This window comes from Variovorax sp. P4_D9 (assembly GCF_056401695.1).
Map to the genome: position 1 here is coordinate 1 of NZ_JBFUIU010000091.1, position 18,203 is coordinate 18,203.

At 67.3% G+C, this 18,203-nt stretch carries 17 protein-coding genes and 1 tRNA gene; 11 read left to right on the forward strand and 7 right to left on the reverse strand.

The features are described from left to right. Together AC1DY5_RS12740 and ppk2 are read right to left on the reverse strand one after the other, a co-directional pair. The coding region (locus AC1DY5_RS12740) for an extracellular catalytic domain type 1 short-chain-length polyhydroxyalkanoate depolymerase (protein ID WP_478111760.1) at positions 1-599 on the reverse strand (599 nt) is incomplete at its 3' end. Between the two features lie 98 nt (positions 600-697). Further along, the gene (ppk2, locus tag AC1DY5_RS12745; RefSeq protein WP_478111762.1) at positions 698-1,615 is read right to left on the reverse strand and encodes a polyphosphate kinase 2; all 918 of its coding nucleotides are present in this window, start codon (positions 1,613-1,615) and stop codon (positions 698-700) included. Between the two features lie 146 nt (positions 1,616-1,761). Here ppk2 and AC1DY5_RS12750 point away from each other — a divergent pair, with 146 nt between their 5' ends. The 7 genes from AC1DY5_RS12750 to AC1DY5_RS12780 are packed head-to-tail and all read left to right on the forward strand — an operon-like array spanning position 1,762 to position 7,960. Further along, the gene (locus AC1DY5_RS12750; RefSeq protein ID WP_478111764.1) at positions 1,762-2,775 is read left to right on the forward strand and encodes a transporter; all 1,014 of its coding nucleotides are present in this window, start codon (positions 1,762-1,764) and stop codon (positions 2,773-2,775) included. 47 nt (positions 2,776-2,822) lie between these two features. Continuing rightward, positions 2,823-3,677, forward strand: a complete 855-nt coding sequence (locus AC1DY5_RS12755; RefSeq protein ID WP_478111766.1) for a 3',5'-nucleoside bisphosphate phosphatase — start codon at positions 2,823-2,825, stop codon at positions 3,675-3,677. Then, positions 3,674-4,612, forward strand: coding sequence for a DMT family transporter (locus AC1DY5_RS12760; protein ID WP_478111768.1), 939 nt, complete (start codon positions 3,674-3,676; stop codon positions 4,610-4,612). Before AC1DY5_RS12755 ends, AC1DY5_RS12760 begins: the two co-directional genes overlap by 4 nt. A 13-nt stretch (positions 4,613-4,625) precedes the next feature. After that, on the forward strand, positions 4,626-5,261 hold the full coding sequence (locus tag AC1DY5_RS12765; RefSeq protein ID WP_478111770.1) for an L-threonylcarbamoyladenylate synthase: 636 nt from the start codon (positions 4,626-4,628) through the stop codon (positions 5,259-5,261). Between the two features lie 41 nt (positions 5,262-5,302). Further along, positions 5,303-5,974 (forward strand): site-2 protease family protein, encoded by a 672-nt coding sequence (locus AC1DY5_RS12770; protein WP_478111772.1) that lies wholly within the window; start codon positions 5,303-5,305, stop codon positions 5,972-5,974. Positions 5,975-5,980: 6 nt separating this feature from the next. Then, a complete protein-coding gene (locus AC1DY5_RS12775) occupies positions 5,981-7,306 on the forward strand; it encodes a tryptophan--tRNA ligase (protein WP_478111773.1) in 1,326 nt (441 codons plus the stop codon). Between the two features lie 57 nt (positions 7,307-7,363). Beyond that, the gene (locus AC1DY5_RS12780; RefSeq protein ID WP_286369234.1) at positions 7,364-7,960 is read left to right on the forward strand and encodes a LuxR C-terminal-related transcriptional regulator; all 597 of its coding nucleotides are present in this window, start codon (positions 7,364-7,366) and stop codon (positions 7,958-7,960) included. Positions 7,961-7,962: 2 nt separating this feature from the next. On the opposite strand, the gene shkS is transcribed toward AC1DY5_RS12780, so the two are convergent. Together shkS and AC1DY5_RS12790 are read right to left on the reverse strand one after the other, a co-directional pair. Beyond that, positions 7,963-9,399, reverse strand: a complete 1,437-nt coding sequence (shkS, locus tag AC1DY5_RS12785) for a surface-behavior sensor histidine kinase ShkS (RefSeq protein WP_478111786.1) — start codon at positions 9,397-9,399, stop codon at positions 7,963-7,965. A gap of 232 nt (positions 9,400-9,631) precedes the next feature. Further along, positions 9,632-13,222: an indolepyruvate ferredoxin oxidoreductase family protein gene (locus AC1DY5_RS12790; protein WP_478111776.1), complete on the reverse strand. Its 3,591-nt coding sequence runs from the start codon at positions 13,220-13,222 to the stop codon at positions 9,632-9,634. Between the two features lie 92 nt (positions 13,223-13,314). Between AC1DY5_RS12790 and AC1DY5_RS12795 the strand changes: the two genes are divergently transcribed. The 3 genes from AC1DY5_RS12795 to pip are packed head-to-tail and all read left to right on the forward strand — an operon-like array spanning position 13,315 to position 15,781. Then, entirely contained in the window at positions 13,315-13,836 is a 522-nt protein-coding gene (locus AC1DY5_RS12795; protein WP_478111777.1) for an Lrp/AsnC family transcriptional regulator, read from the forward strand. Between the two features lie 60 nt (positions 13,837-13,896). Beyond that, positions 13,897-14,793, forward strand: a complete 897-nt coding sequence (locus AC1DY5_RS12800; RefSeq protein WP_478111779.1) for a phytanoyl-CoA dioxygenase family protein — start codon at positions 13,897-13,899, stop codon at positions 14,791-14,793. A 34-nt stretch (positions 14,794-14,827) separates the two neighbouring features. Next, complete coding sequence (pip, locus tag AC1DY5_RS12805; protein ID WP_478111780.1) at positions 14,828-15,781, forward strand: prolyl aminopeptidase; 954 nt, start codon at positions 14,828-14,830, stop codon at positions 15,779-15,781. Positions 15,782-15,988: 207 nt separating this feature from the next. Here pip and AC1DY5_RS12810 read toward each other — a convergent pair. Together AC1DY5_RS12810 and serS are read right to left on the reverse strand one after the other, a co-directional pair. After that, positions 15,989-16,078 (reverse strand) — tRNA-Ser (locus tag AC1DY5_RS12810). A 48-nt stretch (positions 16,079-16,126) separates the two neighbouring features. Then, positions 16,127-17,458: a serine--tRNA ligase gene (gene serS, locus AC1DY5_RS12815; protein WP_478111782.1), complete on the reverse strand. Its 1,332-nt coding sequence runs from the start codon at positions 17,456-17,458 to the stop codon at positions 16,127-16,129. Between the two features lie 64 nt (positions 17,459-17,522). Between serS and AC1DY5_RS12820 the strand changes: the two genes are divergently transcribed. After that, entirely contained in the window at positions 17,523-17,939 is a 417-nt protein-coding gene (locus AC1DY5_RS12820; protein ID WP_478111784.1) for a VOC family protein, read from the forward strand. 6 nt (positions 17,940-17,945) lie between these two features. On the opposite strand, the gene AC1DY5_RS12825 is transcribed toward AC1DY5_RS12820, so the two are convergent. Continuing rightward, the coding region (locus AC1DY5_RS12825) for a pyridoxal-phosphate dependent enzyme (protein WP_478111785.1) at positions 17,946-18,203 on the reverse strand (258 nt) is incomplete at its 5' end.

An 18,203-nucleotide genomic window follows, 5' to 3' on the forward strand; every position in this document is an offset into this window, starting at 1 on the left:
CCCGGCGCCACGCCCGAATGCATGGCGACCGCCTTGAAGCGCACCGGATAGCGGGTGGCCAGCAGGGCCGCCATGCTGGCGCCGGCGGACAAGCCGGCGATCGCCACCCGTTCGCGATCGGCCGGATAGAGCATCAGCACCTGGTCGATCGCGGCGATCAAGGTGGCAGCCTCGGCATCGGCCTTGCCGGAACGGCGGTCGTACCAGTTCCAGCAGCCCTGTGCATTGGCAAGGCGGTCCTGCTCGGGATAGAGGACCAGGAAGCGCTCGCGGTCGGCAACCCGGTTCATGCGGGTGGCGACGGCGAAATCGCGCCCGGTCTGGGCGCAGCCGTGCAGCATGACCATCAGGGGCAGCTTCTCGCCGGCCTCCAGCGCCAGCGCAGGCGGCCGATACAGGTGGTAGCGCCGTGCCCCGGCCGGTCCCAAGGCGGCGCCGGCGATCCAGTCGCCACGCCCCGGTGGCGGCTTGAGTTGCTCCACCGCCGCGCTCTGGACCCGCTTGGCGATCTTCTTGCTGCTGCCCAGCGTCGCCTTGGTGAGCACTGTCAGGCCGCGCTTGTAGGCGCGGGTCAGTGGAGAGAGCGAACGGCGGGACATGGGAGCGGCGGGCTGGCGTGCATCGTTGCGGACACGGTAGCAGCTTCGCCGCCGGCCAGCTACCCGACGATCGGCCGGYCCGGAAGACGCGCCATCGATCAGTAGCGCTCGGGCACGATCATGCTGGCAGGCACAGGGTGGCGCAGGTAGTCGGCATTCCGGACCCGCGCCGGCAGTTCCACCGGCGGGTGCGGCACCTCATGGTAGGGCAGCTGGCCCAGCAGGTGGCTGATGCAGTTCAGCCGCGCCTTCTTCTTGTCGACCGCCTGCACCACCCACCAGGGCGCCTCGGGGATGTGGGTGCGGTCCAGCATCGTCTCCTTGGCCTTGGTGTATTCCTCCCAGCGGCGGCGCGATTCGAGGTCCATCGGGCTCAGTTTCCACTGCTTCAACGGGTCATGGATACGGCCTAGAAAGCGCATGTGCTGCTCTTCGTCCGTGATCGAGAACCAGTACTTGATCAACTTGATGCCCGAGCGCACCAGCATCCGCTCGAAGTCGGGCACGGTGCGGAAGAACTCCTCGTACTCCTCGTCGGAGCAGAAGCCCATCACCCGTTCGACGCCGGCGCGGTTGTACCAGCTGCGATCGAACAGCACCATCTCGCCGGCCGCCGGCAGGTGCGCCACGTAACGCTGGAAGTACCACTGGGTACGCTCGCGGTCATTCGGCGCCGGCAGCGCCGCGACACGCGCCACGCGCGGATTGAGCCGCTGCGTGATCCGCTTGATGACGCCGCCCTTGCCCGCGGCATCGCGCCCCTCGAACAGGATCACGACCTTCTGCCGGCTGTGCTGAACCCAGTCCTGCAGCTTGACCAGCTCGCCCTGGAGCCGGAACAGCTCCTTGAAGTAGGCCTGGCGCCCCGCCTTGTCGGTGACGATGCCGGTCTCCAGCTCGTCGAGGCTGCGATCCTCGAGCTCGAGTTCGATCTCCTCGTCGTAGCTGTCCACCAGGTCACGCGCGATGCGCGCCATCAGGTCCTCGGGGTCACTGAACGTACTCGGCAGCGTCATGATTCGACTCGAATGGCAAAGGAAAAGGACATGCTGAGGCCACCGGATGACCGCCTCGTGACAGAAAGTACGCAGAACCGCCGTCGTCACACGGCTGACACATGGCGCCGGCAGCATCCCGCGACACCCACCATGCCCATCGCACCATGAATTCGATCGCTGGCGCCTACGGCAGCGACGACGCCGGGCTGATCTGCGGCTACCTGTTCGATGTCGCCGCCCCGGAGCCGGTGCGCGCAGTCGATTCCGCACAGGCCGCCGAATCGTTGGCGGCCGGCACCGCCGCCGGCGCCTTCCTCTGGCTGCATTTCAACCTGAGCCATGCCCAGGCCGAACGCTGGCTGCTGCGCCACGCCGGCCTGTCCGGCATCTTCTTCGAGACGCTCAGGGAAGGCCTGCACTCGACCCGGATCGAGCGCGCCGACGACTCGCTGATCGCGGTCATCAACGACGTCCATTTCGATTTCAGCTTCGAGCCCTCCGAAATCTCAACCCTGTGGATCAGCGTCGGCCCGCGGCTGGTGGTGACCGCCCGCACCCAGCCGCTGCGCTCGGTCGATGCGCTGCGCACGGCGGTCAAGGCCGGCGAAGCCCCGCGTTCCAGCACCGAGTTGCTCGAGCATCTGCTGCGGGTGCAGGCTGACGTGCTCGTGAAGATCGTGCGCGACGTGACCGGACGCATCGACGAGATCGAGGACGCGCTGCTGGCCGGCCGGCTCGACCACAAGCGGGCCCGTCTGGGCGAGCTGCGCCGGGTGCTGGTGCGGCTGCAGCGGCTGCTGGCGCCCGAGCCGGCGGCGCTGTTCCGCCTGCTGCAGAGTCCGCCCGCGTGGATGGCCGAGCCCGATGTGCTCGAACTGCGCGGCTCGACCGAGGAATTCTCGGTGGTGCTGCGCGACATGGTCGGGCTGCAGGAGCGAATCAAGCTGCTGCAGGAGGAGATCGCCGCCGATGTCAACGAGGACAACAACCGCAGCCTGTTCGTGCTGACCGTCGTGACCGTGCTGGCCCTGCCGATCAACATCCTGGCCGGCCTGTTCGGTATGAACGTCGGCGGCATCCCGCTGGCTGACCACCGGCACGGCTTCTGGATCGTGGTGGCCATCGTGATGAGCTTCACGGCGGTCGCAGCCTGGGTCGCGTTCCGCAAGAAACGCTGAAAAAGCGGGCCGCCGCAGGCAATTTCGAGAAAGAATAAACTCGTGCGGTGTCCTCCATCCTCAATGCCGACCTGCACTGCCATTCCGTCGTATCGGACGGTACGCTGACGCCCGAGGTACTGGCGGAACGTGCCGCCGCCAACGGCGTCGAGCTCTGGGCCCTGACCGACCACGACGAGATCGGCGGCCAGCACCGCGCCGCCGCCGCGGCCCGCGCGCACGGCATGAAGTACCTCACCGGCACCGAGATCTCAGTCACCTTCGCCGGCGAAACCGTGCACATCGTCGGCCTGGGCTTCGACCCCGACGACGCCGCGATCAGCGAAGGCCTCTACGACACCCGTGGCGGCCGCGGCAAGCGCGCCATGGAGATGTCCGAGGGCCTGGCCAAGGTCGGCATCCACGGCGCCTACGAGGGCGCGCTGCGCTTCGTCGGCAATCCCGAGCTGATCTCGCGCACCCACTTCGCCCGCTTCCTGGTCGAGGCCGGCCACTGCCGCGACACCTCCGAGGTGTTCCGCAAGTTCCTGATCGAAGGCAAGCCCGGCTACGTGCCGCACCGCTGGGCCTCGCTCAAGGACGCGGTGCATTGGATCACCGCCGCCAACGGAATGGCCGTGATCGCCCACCCCGGCCGCTACAGGTTCACGGCCAACGAGGAATACGCCCTGTTCGTCGAGTTCAAGGCCCACGGCGGCCGGGCGATCGAGGTCGTCACCGGCAGCCACACGCCGGCCGAGTACGTCGAGTACGCCGACAAGGCACTCGAATTCGATTTCGCCGCCTCGCGCGGCAGCGATTTCCACAGCCCCGACGAAAGCCATTGCGACCTTGGCAAGCTGCCGCCGCTGCCCGGCCAGCTGACCCCGGTTTGGGAACTGCTGGAGCACCGCATCCAGTGACGGCGCAGGCGAGCGAGGCCGTTGCGGTCAAAAGCACGCGCGACCTGGAATCGGAGCGCGTTCTGGCCGGCATCGGCCTGGTCCTGCTGGCGGTGGCCTGCTTCGCCACGCTGGACACCGCCACCAAGCTGTCGACCGCGGCGGTGCCGATCCTGATGGGCGTCTGGGTCCGTTATTTCTTCCAGGCGGCGGCGACCACGCTGGTGCTGCTGCCGCGCCATGGCACCGCGCTGCTGCGCACCCGCCATCCGCGCTACCAGCTGCTGCGCGGCGCCCTGCTGCTGGCCTCGAGCACGCTGGCCTTCTTCAGCCTGCGCTACATGCCGCTGGCCGAGTTCACCTCGATCGTGCTGATCGCGCCGCTGGTGATCACGCTGCTGGCAGCCACCACGCTCAAGGAGCAGGTGTCGCGGCTACGCTGGGCGCTGGTCGCGGGCGGCTTCGCGGGCACGCTGGTGATCCTGCGTCCGGGCGGCGACGCCTTCAGCTGGGCCATGTTCCTGCCGATCGGGCTGGTGCTGACCAACGCCTGGTTCCAGGTGCTGACCAGCAAGCTGGCGCAGACCGAGGACCCGCTCACGATGCACTTCTACACCGGCTGGGTCGGTGCGCTGCTGGCCTCGCTGGCGCTGCCCTTTGTCTGGACCGCGCTGCCCTCCTGGCACTGGTGGGCCCTGCTGTGCCTGATGGGCTTCATGGGCACGGTCGGCCATTTCCTCCTGATCCTGGCCTACCAGCGGGCGCCGGCCTCCACGCTGACGCCCTATCTCTATGCGCAGATCGCCTTCGCAATGCTGGGAGGCTGGGTCATCTTCTCCTATGTGCCGGACAGCATCTCGCTGATCGGCATGGGCATGATCGCAGTCTGCGGGGCTGCCGGCGCATGGCTTACTGTGCGCGAGCGCCGAGTGCCTATCGAGCCCGCCGAGTCCTGACAGAATCGCCCCCATGGCCCAGTTCTTCGAAGTCCACCCCGACAACCCGCAGCAGCGCCTGCTGAAGCAGGCCGTTGCCCTGCTGGCCCGCGGCGAGATCGTCGCCGTGCCCACCGATTCCAGCTACGCGCTGGCCTGCCACCTCGACGACAAGGACGCGGTCGACCAGCTGCGCCGGATCCGCCAGGTCGACGACAAGCACCACCTGACGCTGATCTGCCGCGACCTGAGCGAGCTGTCGAACTACGCCCGGGTCGACAACAAGCAGTACCGGCTGCTGAAGGCGGCCACGCCCGGCCCCTACACCTTCCTGCTCGAGGCCACCAAGGAGGTGCCGCGCCGGGTCAGCCATCCGCAGCGCAAGACCATCGGCCTGCGGGTGCCCGACCACCGGGTGCTGCTCGAACTGCTGACGCTGCACGGCGAGCCGCTGCTGGCGACCACGCTGATCGCGCCCGGCGAAACCGAGGCCATGAACGACCCGACCCAGATCCGCGAGCGCTTCGAGAAGCAGATCGGCGCCGTGATCGATGCCGGCGCCTGCCCCTCGGAACCGACCACCGTGGTCGACCTCACGCCCATGGGCACCGGCGGCGATCCGCTGCTGGTGCGCCAGGGCCGCGGCCCGCTGGCCGTCCTGGGCTTGTGAGTCCCGCAAGGGACATTCTTACCGTCTGAGACAATCCGGCGGTGGATATCCAAAACCTGATTCAAACCGTCCTGATCTACGCCCTGCCCGTGGTCTTCGCGATTACGGTGCACGAAGCGGCCCATGGCTACGTGGCACGGTACTTCGGCGACAATACGGCCTACGTGATGGGCCGCGTAACGCTCAACCCGTTCAAGCACATCGACCCGGTCGGCACCATCCTGATGCCGCTGCTGCTGTACTTCGCCACCTCGGGGGCCTTCCTGTTCGGCTACGCCAAGCCGGTGCCGGTCAATTTCAACCGCCTGCGCCACCCCAAGCGTGACATGATCTGGGTCGCCCTGGCCGGCCCCGCCTCCAACTTCTTCCAGGCCATCGTCTGGGCGCTGTTCCTGGTCGGCCTGGTCGGCGCCGGCATCAACGAAACCTTTTTTATCAAGATGGCCCAGGGCGGCGTGCTGGTCAACCTCGTGATGTGGGCCTTCAACCTGTTCCCGCTGCCGCCGCTCGATGGCGGCCGCGTGCTGGCCGGCCTGCTGCCGAGCGGCGGCGCCCAGGAGTTCCTGGCCCGCATCGAGCCTTATGGCTTCTTCATCGTGATGGGCCTGGTCATTGCCGGCGTCGTCAGTACCTGGTGGCTCAGCCCGCTGATGGCCTTCGGCTACCAGGCCATCTCGCTGCTGCTGAGCCCGCTTACCGCCCTCATTCGCTGAACTCCCATGGCCCTTCTTCCCGATACGCCCATCCGTTTCCTGACCGGCATCACCACCAGCGGGACGCCGCACCTCGGCAACTATGTCGGCTCGGTGCGGCATTCGGTGCGCTTCAGCCGCCGCGACGACGTCCAGAGCTTCTATTTCCTGGCCGACTACCACGCGCTGATCAAGGTCGACGAACCGGCCCGCATCCAGCGCTCGACGCTCGAGATCGCCGCCACCTGGCTGGCTTGCGGGCTGGACCCGGAGCGCGTCATCTTCTACCGCCAGTCCGACATCCCCGAGATTCCCGAGCTGACCTGGTTCCTGACCTKCGTCACCGGCAAGGGCCTGCTCAACCGTGCCCATGCCTACAAGGCGCAGGTCGACAAGAACAGCGCCAAGGGCGAGGACCCGGACGCCGAGGTCAGCGCCGGCCTGTTCATGTACCCGGTGCTGATGGGCGCCGACATCCTGATGTTCAACGCCCACAAGGTGCCGGTGGGCCGCGACCAGGTGCAGCACATCGAGATGGCGCGCGACATGGCGCAGCACTTCAACCATCTGTACGGCGAGCATTTCACGCTGCCCGAGGCCGAGATCGACGACACGGTGGCGACGCTGCCCGGGCTCGACGGCCGCAAAATGAGCAAGAGCTACGACAACACGATCCCGCTCTTCACGCCGCGCGCCCAGTTGCAAAAGCTGATCAACGGCATCGTGACCGACTCGCGCGCGCCGGGCGAACCCAAGGACACCGAGGGCTCGGCCCTGTTCCAGATCTACCAGGCCTTCGCCGACGACGGGGAGACCGAGACCCTGCGCCGGGACTACGCCGACGGCATCGGCTGGGGCGATGCCAAGCAGATGCTGTTCGAGCGCATCGACCGCGAGGTGGCGCCGATGCGGGCGCACTACGAGGCCCTACTCAACGATCCGGCCCAGATCGAGCGGATCCTGCGCAACGGCGCCGAGAAGGCGCGCGCGCTGTCGCGCCCGTTCATGGAAGGCTTGCGCCACGCGGTCGGCCTGCGCAATCTCGCCAGCCACGACAAGGCGGTGGCGACCAAGGCGGCTAAGGTGGCACGGCCCAGCTTCAAGCAGTACCGCGAGCGCGACGGGCTGTTCTATTTCAAGTTGCTCGACGCGAGTGGGGCGCAACTGGTACAAAGCCGGGGGTTCACAACACCGCAGGAAGCGGGCCGGGCAATCGGAACACTGCGGCAGCAGCGGGGGGCCGCCCTGGTGCAACTCACCGCGCAGCTCGAGGCAATGGACGACGAAGTTAGGCGTGCGGCTTCGGCCGCACTGGAAGCGCTGGCCGCAGCCGATGCGGCCAGCGAGGGCTAAGGGACAATCTACCGCAGCGATGGGCAATGCCCGACCTGCGGACACTGCGAGTAAATCATGAGTATCTATGTCATCGACGACCACCCCCTGATGCGCGACGCCATCGTGATGGTGCTGCGGCGCCTGCGACCGGCCGAGAACATCGTTGAACTGGAGCGGCTCGACAAGCTGGCGGCGGCCGTCAAACAGCACGGGGCGCCCGGCCTGTTCTGCCTCGACCTGAAACTGCCCGACACCACCGGCGTCTCGGGCGTCGTGGCGGTCAAGCTGGCCTACCCGGACGTGCCGATCGCGGTGTATTCCGCCTCGCCCTCGGCCGACATGGAAGAGGCCTGCATCGAGGCCGGTGCCGACACCTACATCGAGAAATCGGCCAGCTCGGCCGAACTCACGGCCGCCCTGCGCGGCCTGCTGATGGCCGACACCGACGCCGAAGAACCGGTGGCGGCCGCCAACAGCAAGCTGTCGAAGCGCCAGACTCAGCTGATCGCGATGCTCGACCAGGGCATGAGCAACCGCGACATCGCGACCGAACTCGACATCAGCGAGCACACCGTCAAGGTGCACCTGTGGCGGCTATTCCGTCGCCTCGGCGTGAAGAGCCGGACGCAGGCGCTGCACCACGCCCGCACCAACGGCCTCTTGTCGGGCTAGCGCTAGCCCACGGCGCCCGAGATTCGGGTCTGCGCCTGGGTCTCGTCGGCATCGTGCAAGGCGACGCGGAAGACGCTGCCGCGGCCAAGCCGCGAACGCACGCTGACCGGGTGGCCGAGCGCGTGCGACAGCCGCGCTACGATCGCCAGGCCGAGGCCGAAGCCGTCCGAGGTGCCGGCGTGGTCGGCGACCTTGTAGAACTCCAGGAAGACGTCACGCAGGTGTTCGCGCGCGATGCCGATGCCGGTATCCCAGACTTCCACCCGGAGGCCGTCGCGGGTCTGCCTCGAGGCCAGCAAGATTCCGCCCTCGGCGGTGTACTTGGTCGCGTTGGCCAGCAGGTTGCCGATCATCCGGCGGACCCGGATCGGATCGGTCAGCACCGTACCGGGCGTCACGTGCATGCGGAAGGTCAGTCCCTTGGCCTCGGCCACCGGCCGGTACTGCAGCTCGAGGTCGTGCAGCAGCTGGGCCACATCGACCCGCTCGATGTGCAGCCGCACCTGCCCCGAATCGATGCGGGCGAGGTCGAACAGCGAATCGAACAAGGCATTCACGGCATGCGTGGCGCGGACGATCTTGGGCGCGATCTCGGCCACCAGTTCGGGCTCGTTGCGCAGCCAGTCGGCATAGAGCGACAGCGCCAGCACCGGCTGGCGCATGTCATGCGCCGCACTGGCGAGGAAGCGGTTCTTCATGGCCACCGCCGAGACCGCCGCCTGACGCTGCTGCGTCAGCGAGTTGATCAGGATGTGGTTGTGGAACAGCAGCTCGAAGCTGTTGCGCGCGGTCTCATGGATGCGCCGGCCGGCCCGCAGCAGCAGCCACCAGTGCAGCACCGGCAGCATCAGGAAGCCGTAGTGAAAATGCGGCCGCGCGAACTTGAGCTCGATCATGCGCAGCACGATGGCCGCCAGCATCGTGAAGAACAGGGTGTTGACGTAGCGCCTGAGCAGCGGAGGGTGCAGCGCCAGGCCGTTGAGCGGGAAGGTCGCGACGCCGGCCACGATCAGCCAGCTCATGAACTGGTTCACCAGTGGCGTGCGCTCGAAGAAGATCAGGATCGACAGTCCCCAGGCGAAGCCGCTGGCACTCCAGAGATAGCGGTAGCGCTCGACGAAGTACTGCTGGGCGGCCGAATCGCGGTCGGCGTAGTGGCGGGCATAGAGCTGTTCGCCCCAGATCCGGCAGGCGGTGGCGGCGATGCCGATGACCAGCCAGACGATCAATTGCCAGGCCGGCACATGGCCCCAGCTCAGGCCGACCATCGCCGGCATCAGCGCCGCCGCCAGCAGATAGGAGCCCCGGGAGGCCCGCATCAGGCTGCGGATGAGTTCGCCGCGCACCCACGGCTCGGCCTCGTCGGCTGAAGCCGGTGCCGGTGTGAGGCTGGCAAAGGACGAGTTGCCCAACCCCGCGAACGACGAATTACCCACCATGGCTTTCACGCCCCTGTCATCCAGGCCACAAAAAAAAAGGCCCCTGGCAAGGGGCCCTGCATGCGGCACTGCGGCTCGCAACTGAAATAGCTCGGAAGCCGGAGGCCGCGTCGTGCCACCCACCCCCAGTGCGCCGGGCGCTAGCGCATGATCTTAATTGGCCGATCGCGCGGCACCGGTCAAATCATTCCCCTTTTCGTCGCGTGCGCACAACGCAGCAGCGAGAAATCGCTCAGTGCGCGACCACCGCGATGCCGCGGATCTGCCCGGCTTTCGCCTCGACGACCGGCCGCGGATAGCGATCGGGCGCAAAACGATGCAGAAGTTCGGACTCGCGGCCGCGTGCCAGCGCCAGGTTGGCCAGCTTCACGTGGCCAAAGCCGCGGATCGCCAGCGGCACCGCGGCGATCTGCGCCGCCAGCCGCTGGTTGGCGGGCGCGAGGCCGGCCGACAATTCGTCCAACCGGGCATCGAAGCGCTCGATCAGTTCGCGCTCCAGGCGACGCTCCCCGGTGCGGCCGAAGATGTCGAAGGCCGTGCCGCGCAGCACCTTGCCGCGCGCCAGCCACTTCATCGCCGGCAGCATCCAGCCGCCGAGGCGGATCTTGACCGGCGGCTGGCCGTTCTTCGGCCGCGCCAGGAAGGGCGGCGCCATGTGGAACTCGAGCTTGAGATCGCCTTCGAACTGCTCGGCGAGCTTCTCGCGGAAGCCGCCATCGCTGTAGAGGCGGGCCACTTCGTACTCGTCCTTGTAGCTCATCAGCTTGAGCAGGCTCCGGGCCGCGTTGCGCGTGACCGGCAGGGACGGATCACCGCCGGCCATCGCGGCCTCGCGCTCGCGCACGAACTGCACGCGGGACTCGAAGCGCTTGGCCCAGGCCGCGTTCTGGTAGCCCGCGAGAAGCCGCATGGCGCGCGCGATCAAGGCGTCCGGCGACTCGTCTTCGGGCAGCGCGGCCGGTGCGCCGCGCAAGGCATCGATGGCCTGCGGATCGCCCGCGGCCAGGCGGCCGAGCGAGAAGGCCATCTGATTGGCCGCCACGGCGACACCGTTCAGTTCGATCGCACGGGTCAGCGCCTCGAGGCTCAGCGGGATCAGGCCGCACTGCCAGGCATAGCCCGCCGCGAGGATGTTCGATGCCAGCGTGTCGCCGAGGAACTCTTCGGCCAGCGTCTGGGCATCGAAGGTCTGCACCTGGTCGCGGCCGGCGACGAAGCGCATCTTCTCGAGCAGCAGCTCGGTCTTGAGTTCGGCATCCGGATTGCGCAGCGACTCGGCCACCGGGATCTCGTGCATGTTCGCGAGAATGCGTGTGCGGCCATGGCGCACGGTCTGCAGCGCATCCGGGGAGGCTCCGACCACCACGTCGCAGGCCAGGATCGCATCGGCCTGCTGGGTGTCGATGCGCACCTGGTTCAAGCGTTCGGGCGTGTCGGCCAGGCGCACGAAGCTCAGCACCGCGCCACCCTTCTGCGCGAAGCCCATGAAGTCGAGCACGCTGGCCGACTTGCCTTCGAGGTGCGCGGCCATCGCGATCACCGCGCCCACGGTCACCACGCCGGTGCCGCCTACGCCGGTGACCAGCAGGTCGTAGGGCGCGGTCCAGCCATGGGCCGCCGGCCGCGGCAGCGCCTCGACATGGCCCAGGAAAGCGTCCTTGCCGGCCGCCAGCGCGCCGCTCTTCTTGCGCAGCGCGCCGCCGCTGACGCCGACGAAGCTCGGGCAGAAGCCCTGCGCGCAGGAGTAGTCCTTGTTGCAGCTGGTCTGGTCGATCTTGCGCTTGCGGCCGAGATCGGTCTCGTGCGGCAGCACCGCCACGCAGTTGCTCTGCACCGTGCAGTCGCCACAGCCTTCGCACACCGCCTCATTGATGAAGAGGCGCTTGGCCGGGTCGGCCAGCTCGCCCCTCTTGCGGCGGCGGCGCTTCTCGGCCGCGCAGGTCTGCTCATAAATCAGCACCGTGACGCCGGGCACTTCGCGCAGGCGGCGCTGCACGGCATCGAGCTCGGCGCGGTCGTGGAACTCGGTGCCGGCCGGGAACTTGCCCTTGATGGCGGCGTACTTCTCGATCGCATCGCTGACCACCACCACCTGCTTCACGCCTTCGGATTCGACCTGGCGCGCGATCGCGTCGACGCTGATGATGCCGTCGACCGGCTGGCCGCCGGTCATCGCCACCGCGTCGTTGAAGAGGATCTTGTAGGTCAACGTGGCCTTGGCCGCCACCGCCTGGCGGATCGCCAGATAGCCCGAGTGGTAGTAGGTGCCGTCGCCGAGGTTCTGGAACACGTGCGGCGTGCGCGTGAACATCGAGTGCGAGACCCAGTCGACGCCCTCACCGCCCATCTGGATCAAGCCGGCCGTGCTGCGGTCCATCCAGTTGGCCATGAAGTGGCAGCCGATACCGGCGCGCGCGGTCGAGCCCTCGGGCACCTTGGTGCTGGTGTTGTGCGGGCAGCCGGCGCAGAAGTACGGCACCCGCTTGACCGAGTCGCCATCGTTGCTGAGCAGTTCGGGCGGCGTGAAGTCGCGCACGTGCTGCAGGTGGTCGCCGAGCTCGCTATTGCCGGGGAAATGGGCCTCCAGCCAATGAGCCACGAGCTCGATCAGCCGCGAGGGCCGCAGCTCGCCGAGCGCCGACACCAGCGGCCGGCCCTCGCGGTCCTGCTTGCCGACCAGCGCCGGCCGCGCTTCGGGCGGCGCGTTGTAGAACAGCTCGCGCAGCTGCGTCTCGACGATCGCGCCCTTCTCCTCGACGATCAAGATCTCGTCGAGCCCCTGCGCGAAGTCCTTGATGCGGGTCTGCTCGATCGGGAAGCTCAGACCCACCTTGTAGAGCCGCACGCCGGTGCGGGCCAGCGCCTCGGGCGTCACCTCGAGGCGGCGCAGCACCTCCATCAGGTCATAGTGGGCCTTGCCGCATGTCACGATGCCGACCTTGGCCTGCGGGCTCTCGATCACGTGGCGGTCGATTGCGTTGACCCGCGTGAAGGCGGCCACCGCCTCGAGCTTGTCGGCCAGCCGCGACTCGATGCGCAGCGACGGCAGGTCGGGCCAGCGATAGTGCAGGCCGTCGACCGGCTCGCGGTGGCCGGTGGCGGCGCGCACCGTGTCGGCATCGGCCCAGGTGGCGACGCGGGCGCTGATCAGGTCGAGGTCGACCGTGCTGCCGCTCTCGACCACTTCCGACAGCGCCGCCATCCCGACCCAGGCGCCCGAGTAGCGCGACAGCTCGTAGCCGTAGAGGCCGAACTCGAGGTATTCGGCCACCGAGGCCGGTTGCAGCACCGGCATGCTCCAGGCCATGAAGGCGTGGTCGCTCTGGTGCGGCATCGAGGACGAGACGCAGCCGTGGTCGTCGCCCGCCACCACTACCACGCCGCCGTGCGGCGAGGAGCCGTAGGCGTTGCCGTGCTTGAGCGCGTCGCCGGCCCGATCGACGCCCGGGCCCTTGCCGTACCACATCGCGAACACGCCCTCGACTGTGCGTTCGGGGTCCGATTCGACGCGCTGCGTGCCGAGCACTTGGGTCGCCGCCAGTTCCTCGTTGATCGCCGGCACGAAGCGGATGCCGGCTTCCTCGAAGCCCTTGCCGGCCTTCCAGATCGCCTGGTCGACCATGCCCAGCGGCGAACCGCGGTAGCCGCTGACGAAGCCCTGGGTGTCCAAGCCGCGGGCGGTGTCGCGCTGGCGCTGCATCAGCAGCACGCGGATCAGCGCCTGCGTGCCGGTCAGGAAGACGGAGCCCGACTTCGCCCACAGGCTGTCGCTCAGCTTGTAGTCGGTGCGCAGGACGTTCGGATCGTGGGGGAGGCTTTTCATGCTCGAAATTGTTCCATCGCCCGGCGAGGAAGTGCTTCTTCAATACACTATCGATTCCCCCTGATTGGAGGATGAAATTCTCCAGATGCGCCATGAACATCGATTCCATTCTTCTTGATGCCCACAGCCTGAAGATCCTTTTCGAGCTGCAGCGCGACGCACGGCAAACCGTGCAGCAGATCTCGGACGCCGTCGGGCTGTCGCCGACCCCCTGCTGGAAGCGCATCAAGGACATGGAGGCGGCCGGCGTGATCCGCGGCTACACCGCGGTGATCGACCGCGAGAAGGTCGGCCTGCATGTCGCGGCCGTGGCCGAGGTCAACCTCGACCGGCACAGCGAGTCGCAGGTGCAGCGCTTCGAGGACGCGGTCGCCGCCAGTCCGCAGATCACCAGCTGCGTCTCGGCCACCGGGCCGGCGGACTACATCCTCACGGTGCTGGTGCAGGACATGAAGCACTACGAGCGCTTCCTGCACGAGACGCTGTTCAGCCTGCCGGGCGTGACGCACGTGCGGTCGAGCATCGTGCTGCGCCAGGTGAAGTCCGAGGTGGCGCTGCCGATCGAGCAGGTTGTGAAGCCGGCTGCGTCTCCGGGGCGCGTGCGGCGGCGATAGCGCGACGCGCCGCACTTCACCGGCGTTAAAGTCGCCACTGGAAAATCCGAGAGACGGAAGATGAAGCAGCACGCGGACATAATCAGGAAATGGCAGGACGACGGCTTTGTCGTCCTGCCGCGGTTCTATTCGGATGCGGATATCGAAGCCGCGCAAACTGCGCAGAAGAACGCGTGGATCGATGAAGGGTCGCGCGTCGTCGTCGACGACCTTGACACCGATCAGCGCCTTCATATTCGCGATGTCGACGAACAGGCGCGGGCAGCGCATCGCTTCAAGGTGAACGATCTCTACCTCGAGTATGAAAGTGTCCGGCGACTGGCGTTGAACCCCAGGATCACTCCGATCCTCAAGGTGCTCCTCGCGGACACCCCGGTGCTCTGCAACTCACTGAACCTCCTGCATGGCAGTGCACAGGGCAACCATGTCGACTCCCTCTACATGACGCCTCGCTCCCGCGGTCATCTGCTGGCCATCTGGGTCGCGCTGGAGGATTGCCACGACGAGGCCGGGCCCCTGCGCTACTATCCCGGCAGCCACAAAATCGAGCAGTACGTGTTCTCCACCGGCAGCAATCACTTCGTGCCCGAAGAAATGCCCCTATGGACAAAATACATGGAGGAACAGGTTGCCATCCGCGGACTGAAGCCGCAGATCTTCCCGGCCAGGCGCGGGGACGTCTTCATCTGGAGCGCGTACCTGCTGCACGGCGGCAGCCCGATCATCTCGCCCGATCGGACCCGAAACAGCATCGTGTTCCACTATTTTTCGGAAGAGGACAGCCGTGCGGTCGGCTTACGCCTGGTGCCCGATGCAGGAGCGTACTGGGCGCACAAACCGCACCAACAAGTGCCCGGCCAGGAGCCTTCCGAGCCGCCTCCGTTGTCGCGAAGGCTGGCGCTGCAGAGCAGCCTTCGCCTGCGCATGCACAAGCTCCGCAAGGGAAGCGCTCGCTAGCAGGCCTCTCTTCGCTCCGCTCGCCACCGCACTCATGACCGCGCTTCTGCCCCTCTACCCCCCGATCGAACCCTACGACAGCGGGCTGCTCGATGTCGGCGACGGGCACCTTGTCGCCTACGAACGCGTGGGAACGCCTGGCGCCAAGCCGGCCGTCTTCCTGCATGGCGGGCCGGGCGGCGGCATCTCGCCGGCRCATCGTCGGTTGTTCGATGCCTCGCACTACGACCTGCTGCTGTTCGATCAGCGCGGCTGCGGTCGCTCGACGCCGCATGCCGGGCTGGAGGCCAACACCACCTGGCATCTGGTGGCCGACATCGAACGCCTGCGCGAACTCGCGGGCGTCGACAGCTGGCTGGTGTTCGGCGGCTCATGGGGGTCGACGCTGGCGCTGGCCTACGCCCAGAAGCACCCCGAGCGGGTCAGCGCGCTGGTGCTGCGCGGCATCTACACGGTGACGCGTGCGGAGCTGGCGTGGTACTACCAGTTCGGCGTCTCGGAGATGTTCCCGGCGCAGTGGGAGCGTTTCCAAGCGCCGATTCCCGAGGCCGAGCGCGGCGACATGATCGGCGCCTACCGCAGGCTCCTCGCAGGCAGCGACACCGAGCGGCAATTGGAGGCGGCCAGGGCCTGGAGTATCTGGGAGGGCGAGACCATCACGCTGCTGCCCGACCCTTCCATTGCAGCCGCACACGGCGACGATCATTTCGCCCTGGCCTTCGCCCGCCTCGAGAACCATTACTTCGTGCACGGCGCCTGGCTGGAGGATGGCCAGCTGCTGCGCGATGCCCATCGGCTGCGCGGCATCCCCGGCGTGATCGTTCACGGCCGCTACGACATGCCCTGCCCGGCGCGCTGCGCCCACGCGCTGCACAAGGCCTGGCCGGAAGCTGAGTTCCATCTGATCGAAGGAGCCGGACACGCCTGGTCGGAGCCCGGCATCCTGGACCAGCTGATCCGGGCGACCGATCGCCTGGCGCGTGCTTGAAACGGCTCGCACCGACAGGACCGGCCCGGATCGGAAGTGCCTGTTTTGGAGGCATCGCGTCGGAAACCAAGCCTGGAGCCCTTTCCCGGAGTTGCCCCGGTGCTTGTCCACAGGGCTGTCCACGGGGATGGTGGAGAAAAAGGCTTCTAGTCTTTGGTGCCCTGGGTCGCGCACGGACAAAAAAATGGCCCCTTGCGGGGCCATTCTTGGAGGAGAGGGAGGGATTCGAACCCTCGGTACGTTCGCACGTACGCCTGATTTCGAGTCAGGTACATTCGACCACTCTGCCACCTCTCCGGTGTCTGTCGAGCCCGCGATTATAGCAGAGCTTCCGCGTCGCTTTTTTCAGCCGCGCAGCACTTCGAGGCCGCCCAGGTAGGGCCGCAGCGCCGCCGGCACCCGGATCGAGCCATCCTCGTTCTGATGGTTCTCGAGCACCGCGACCAGCGTCCGCCCCACCGCGAGGCCAGAACCATTGAGCGTGTGCACCAGCTCGTTCTTGCCCTGCGCATTTTTGAAGCGCGCCTGCAGSCGGCGSGCCTGGAAGGCYTCGCAGTTSGASACCGAGCTGATCTCGCGGTAGGTGTYCTGCGCSGGCAGCCAGACTTCGAGGTCGTAGGTCTTGGYSGAGCCGAAGCCCATGTCGCCGGTGCACAGCAGCAYSACGCGGTACGGCAGCTCGAGCGCCTTCAGCACCGCCTCGGCATGGCCGGTCATGGCCTCGAGCGCCTCGTAGCTCTTCTCGGGGTGCGTGACCTGCACCATCTCGACCTTGTCGAACTGGTGCTGGCGGATCATGCCGCGCGCGTCGCGCCCGGCGCTGCCGGCCTCGGAGCGGAAGCACGGCGTGTGCGCGGTCAAGCGGATCGGCAGCTGCGCCTCGGCCAGCACCTCGTCGCGCACGAAGTTGGTCAGCGGCACTTCGCTGGTCGGGATCAGGTAGAGCGCCGAGTGGTCGGGCGCGGGCTCGCCGTCCTGGCCGCCCTTCTTGGCGGCGAAGAGGTCGCCCTCGAACTTGGGCAGCTGGCCGGTGCCGCGCATCGAATCGGCGTTGACGATGTAGGGCACGTAGCACTCGGTGTAGCCGTGTTGCTCGGTCTGCAGGTCGATCATGAACTGGGCCAATGCACGGTGCAGCCGCGCGATCGGCCCCTTCATCACGCTGAAGCGCGAACCCGACAGCTTGGCACCCATCTCGAAATCGAGGCCCAGCGGCGCGCCGAGGTCGACGTGGTCCCTGGGCGTGAAGCCGATCGGGGTCGCGGCTGCGCCGTCGCCACCCTGCGGGCTCCAGCGCCGCACCTCGACGTTGGCATGCTCGTCGTCGCCGATCGGCACGCTGGCGTGCGGCAGGTTCGGCACCGCCAGCAAGAGGGCCTGCAGCTCGGGCTGGATCGCATCGAGCCGGACGGCCGAGGACTCCTGCTCGGCCTTCAGCGCGTTGACCTCGGCCATCAGCGCGTCGACCGACTCGCCCTTGGCCTTCAGGGGGCCGATCTGCTTGTTGAGGGTGTTGCGGCGCGCCTGGATCTCTTCCGTGCGGGTCTGCAGGGTCTTGCGCTCGGCTTCGAGCGCGCTGAACTTCGCAACGTCCAGGTAGGTCTGGTTCTTCTTGCGCGTTTCGAGGCGGGCAACGACCGACGGCAGGTCCTTGCGTAACAGTGTGATATCGAGCATGGACCTGATTTTAGGTGCGCGTAGGATCGCCTTCGCTCCCCACCCACTCAACCAAGGAGTTGCGATGCAAGCCTACCTGACCTTCAACGGCAACGCGGCCGAAGCTCTCGCGTTCTACGCCCAGGCCCTGGGCGGCAAGATTCTCTTCAGCATGACCTTCGGCGAAAGCCCGATGGGCGCCGAGACACCGGCCGACCACAAGGACAAGATCATGCATGCCACGCTCGAGGCCCGCGGCCACCAGCTGATGGCGTCCGATGCGCCGCCAGGCTACCCATTCAAGGGCTACCACGGCTTCTCGCTGTCGGTGCAGGCCAAGGACGTGAAGGAAGGCGAGCACCTCTTCAACGCCCTCGGCGCCGGCGGCAAGGTCACGATGCCCTATGCGCCCACATTCTGGTCGACCGGCTTCGGCATGCTTGAGGACAAGTTCGGCGTGCCCTGGATGGTGAACTGCGAACAGCAACCAGCCCAGGCTTGAGAAACTTCAGTTCAGCGTCGCCGGGTCGACGTTCGCGCCGCAAATGATCAGGCAGACCTTCTCGCCTTCGCGCGGCACATAGGCGACGCTCTGCAGCGCCGCGAGGGGCAGCGCGGCAGCCGGCTCGACCGCCAGCTTCAGCTCTTTCCAGAGCCAAGACTGGGCCGCGCGAATCGCGTCGTCGGACAGCAGCAGCGCATCGTCYACGTGGCGCTGCGCGAGTTCCCAGGAGATGGCGCCGATGCGCTTCGCGCCGAGCGAGTC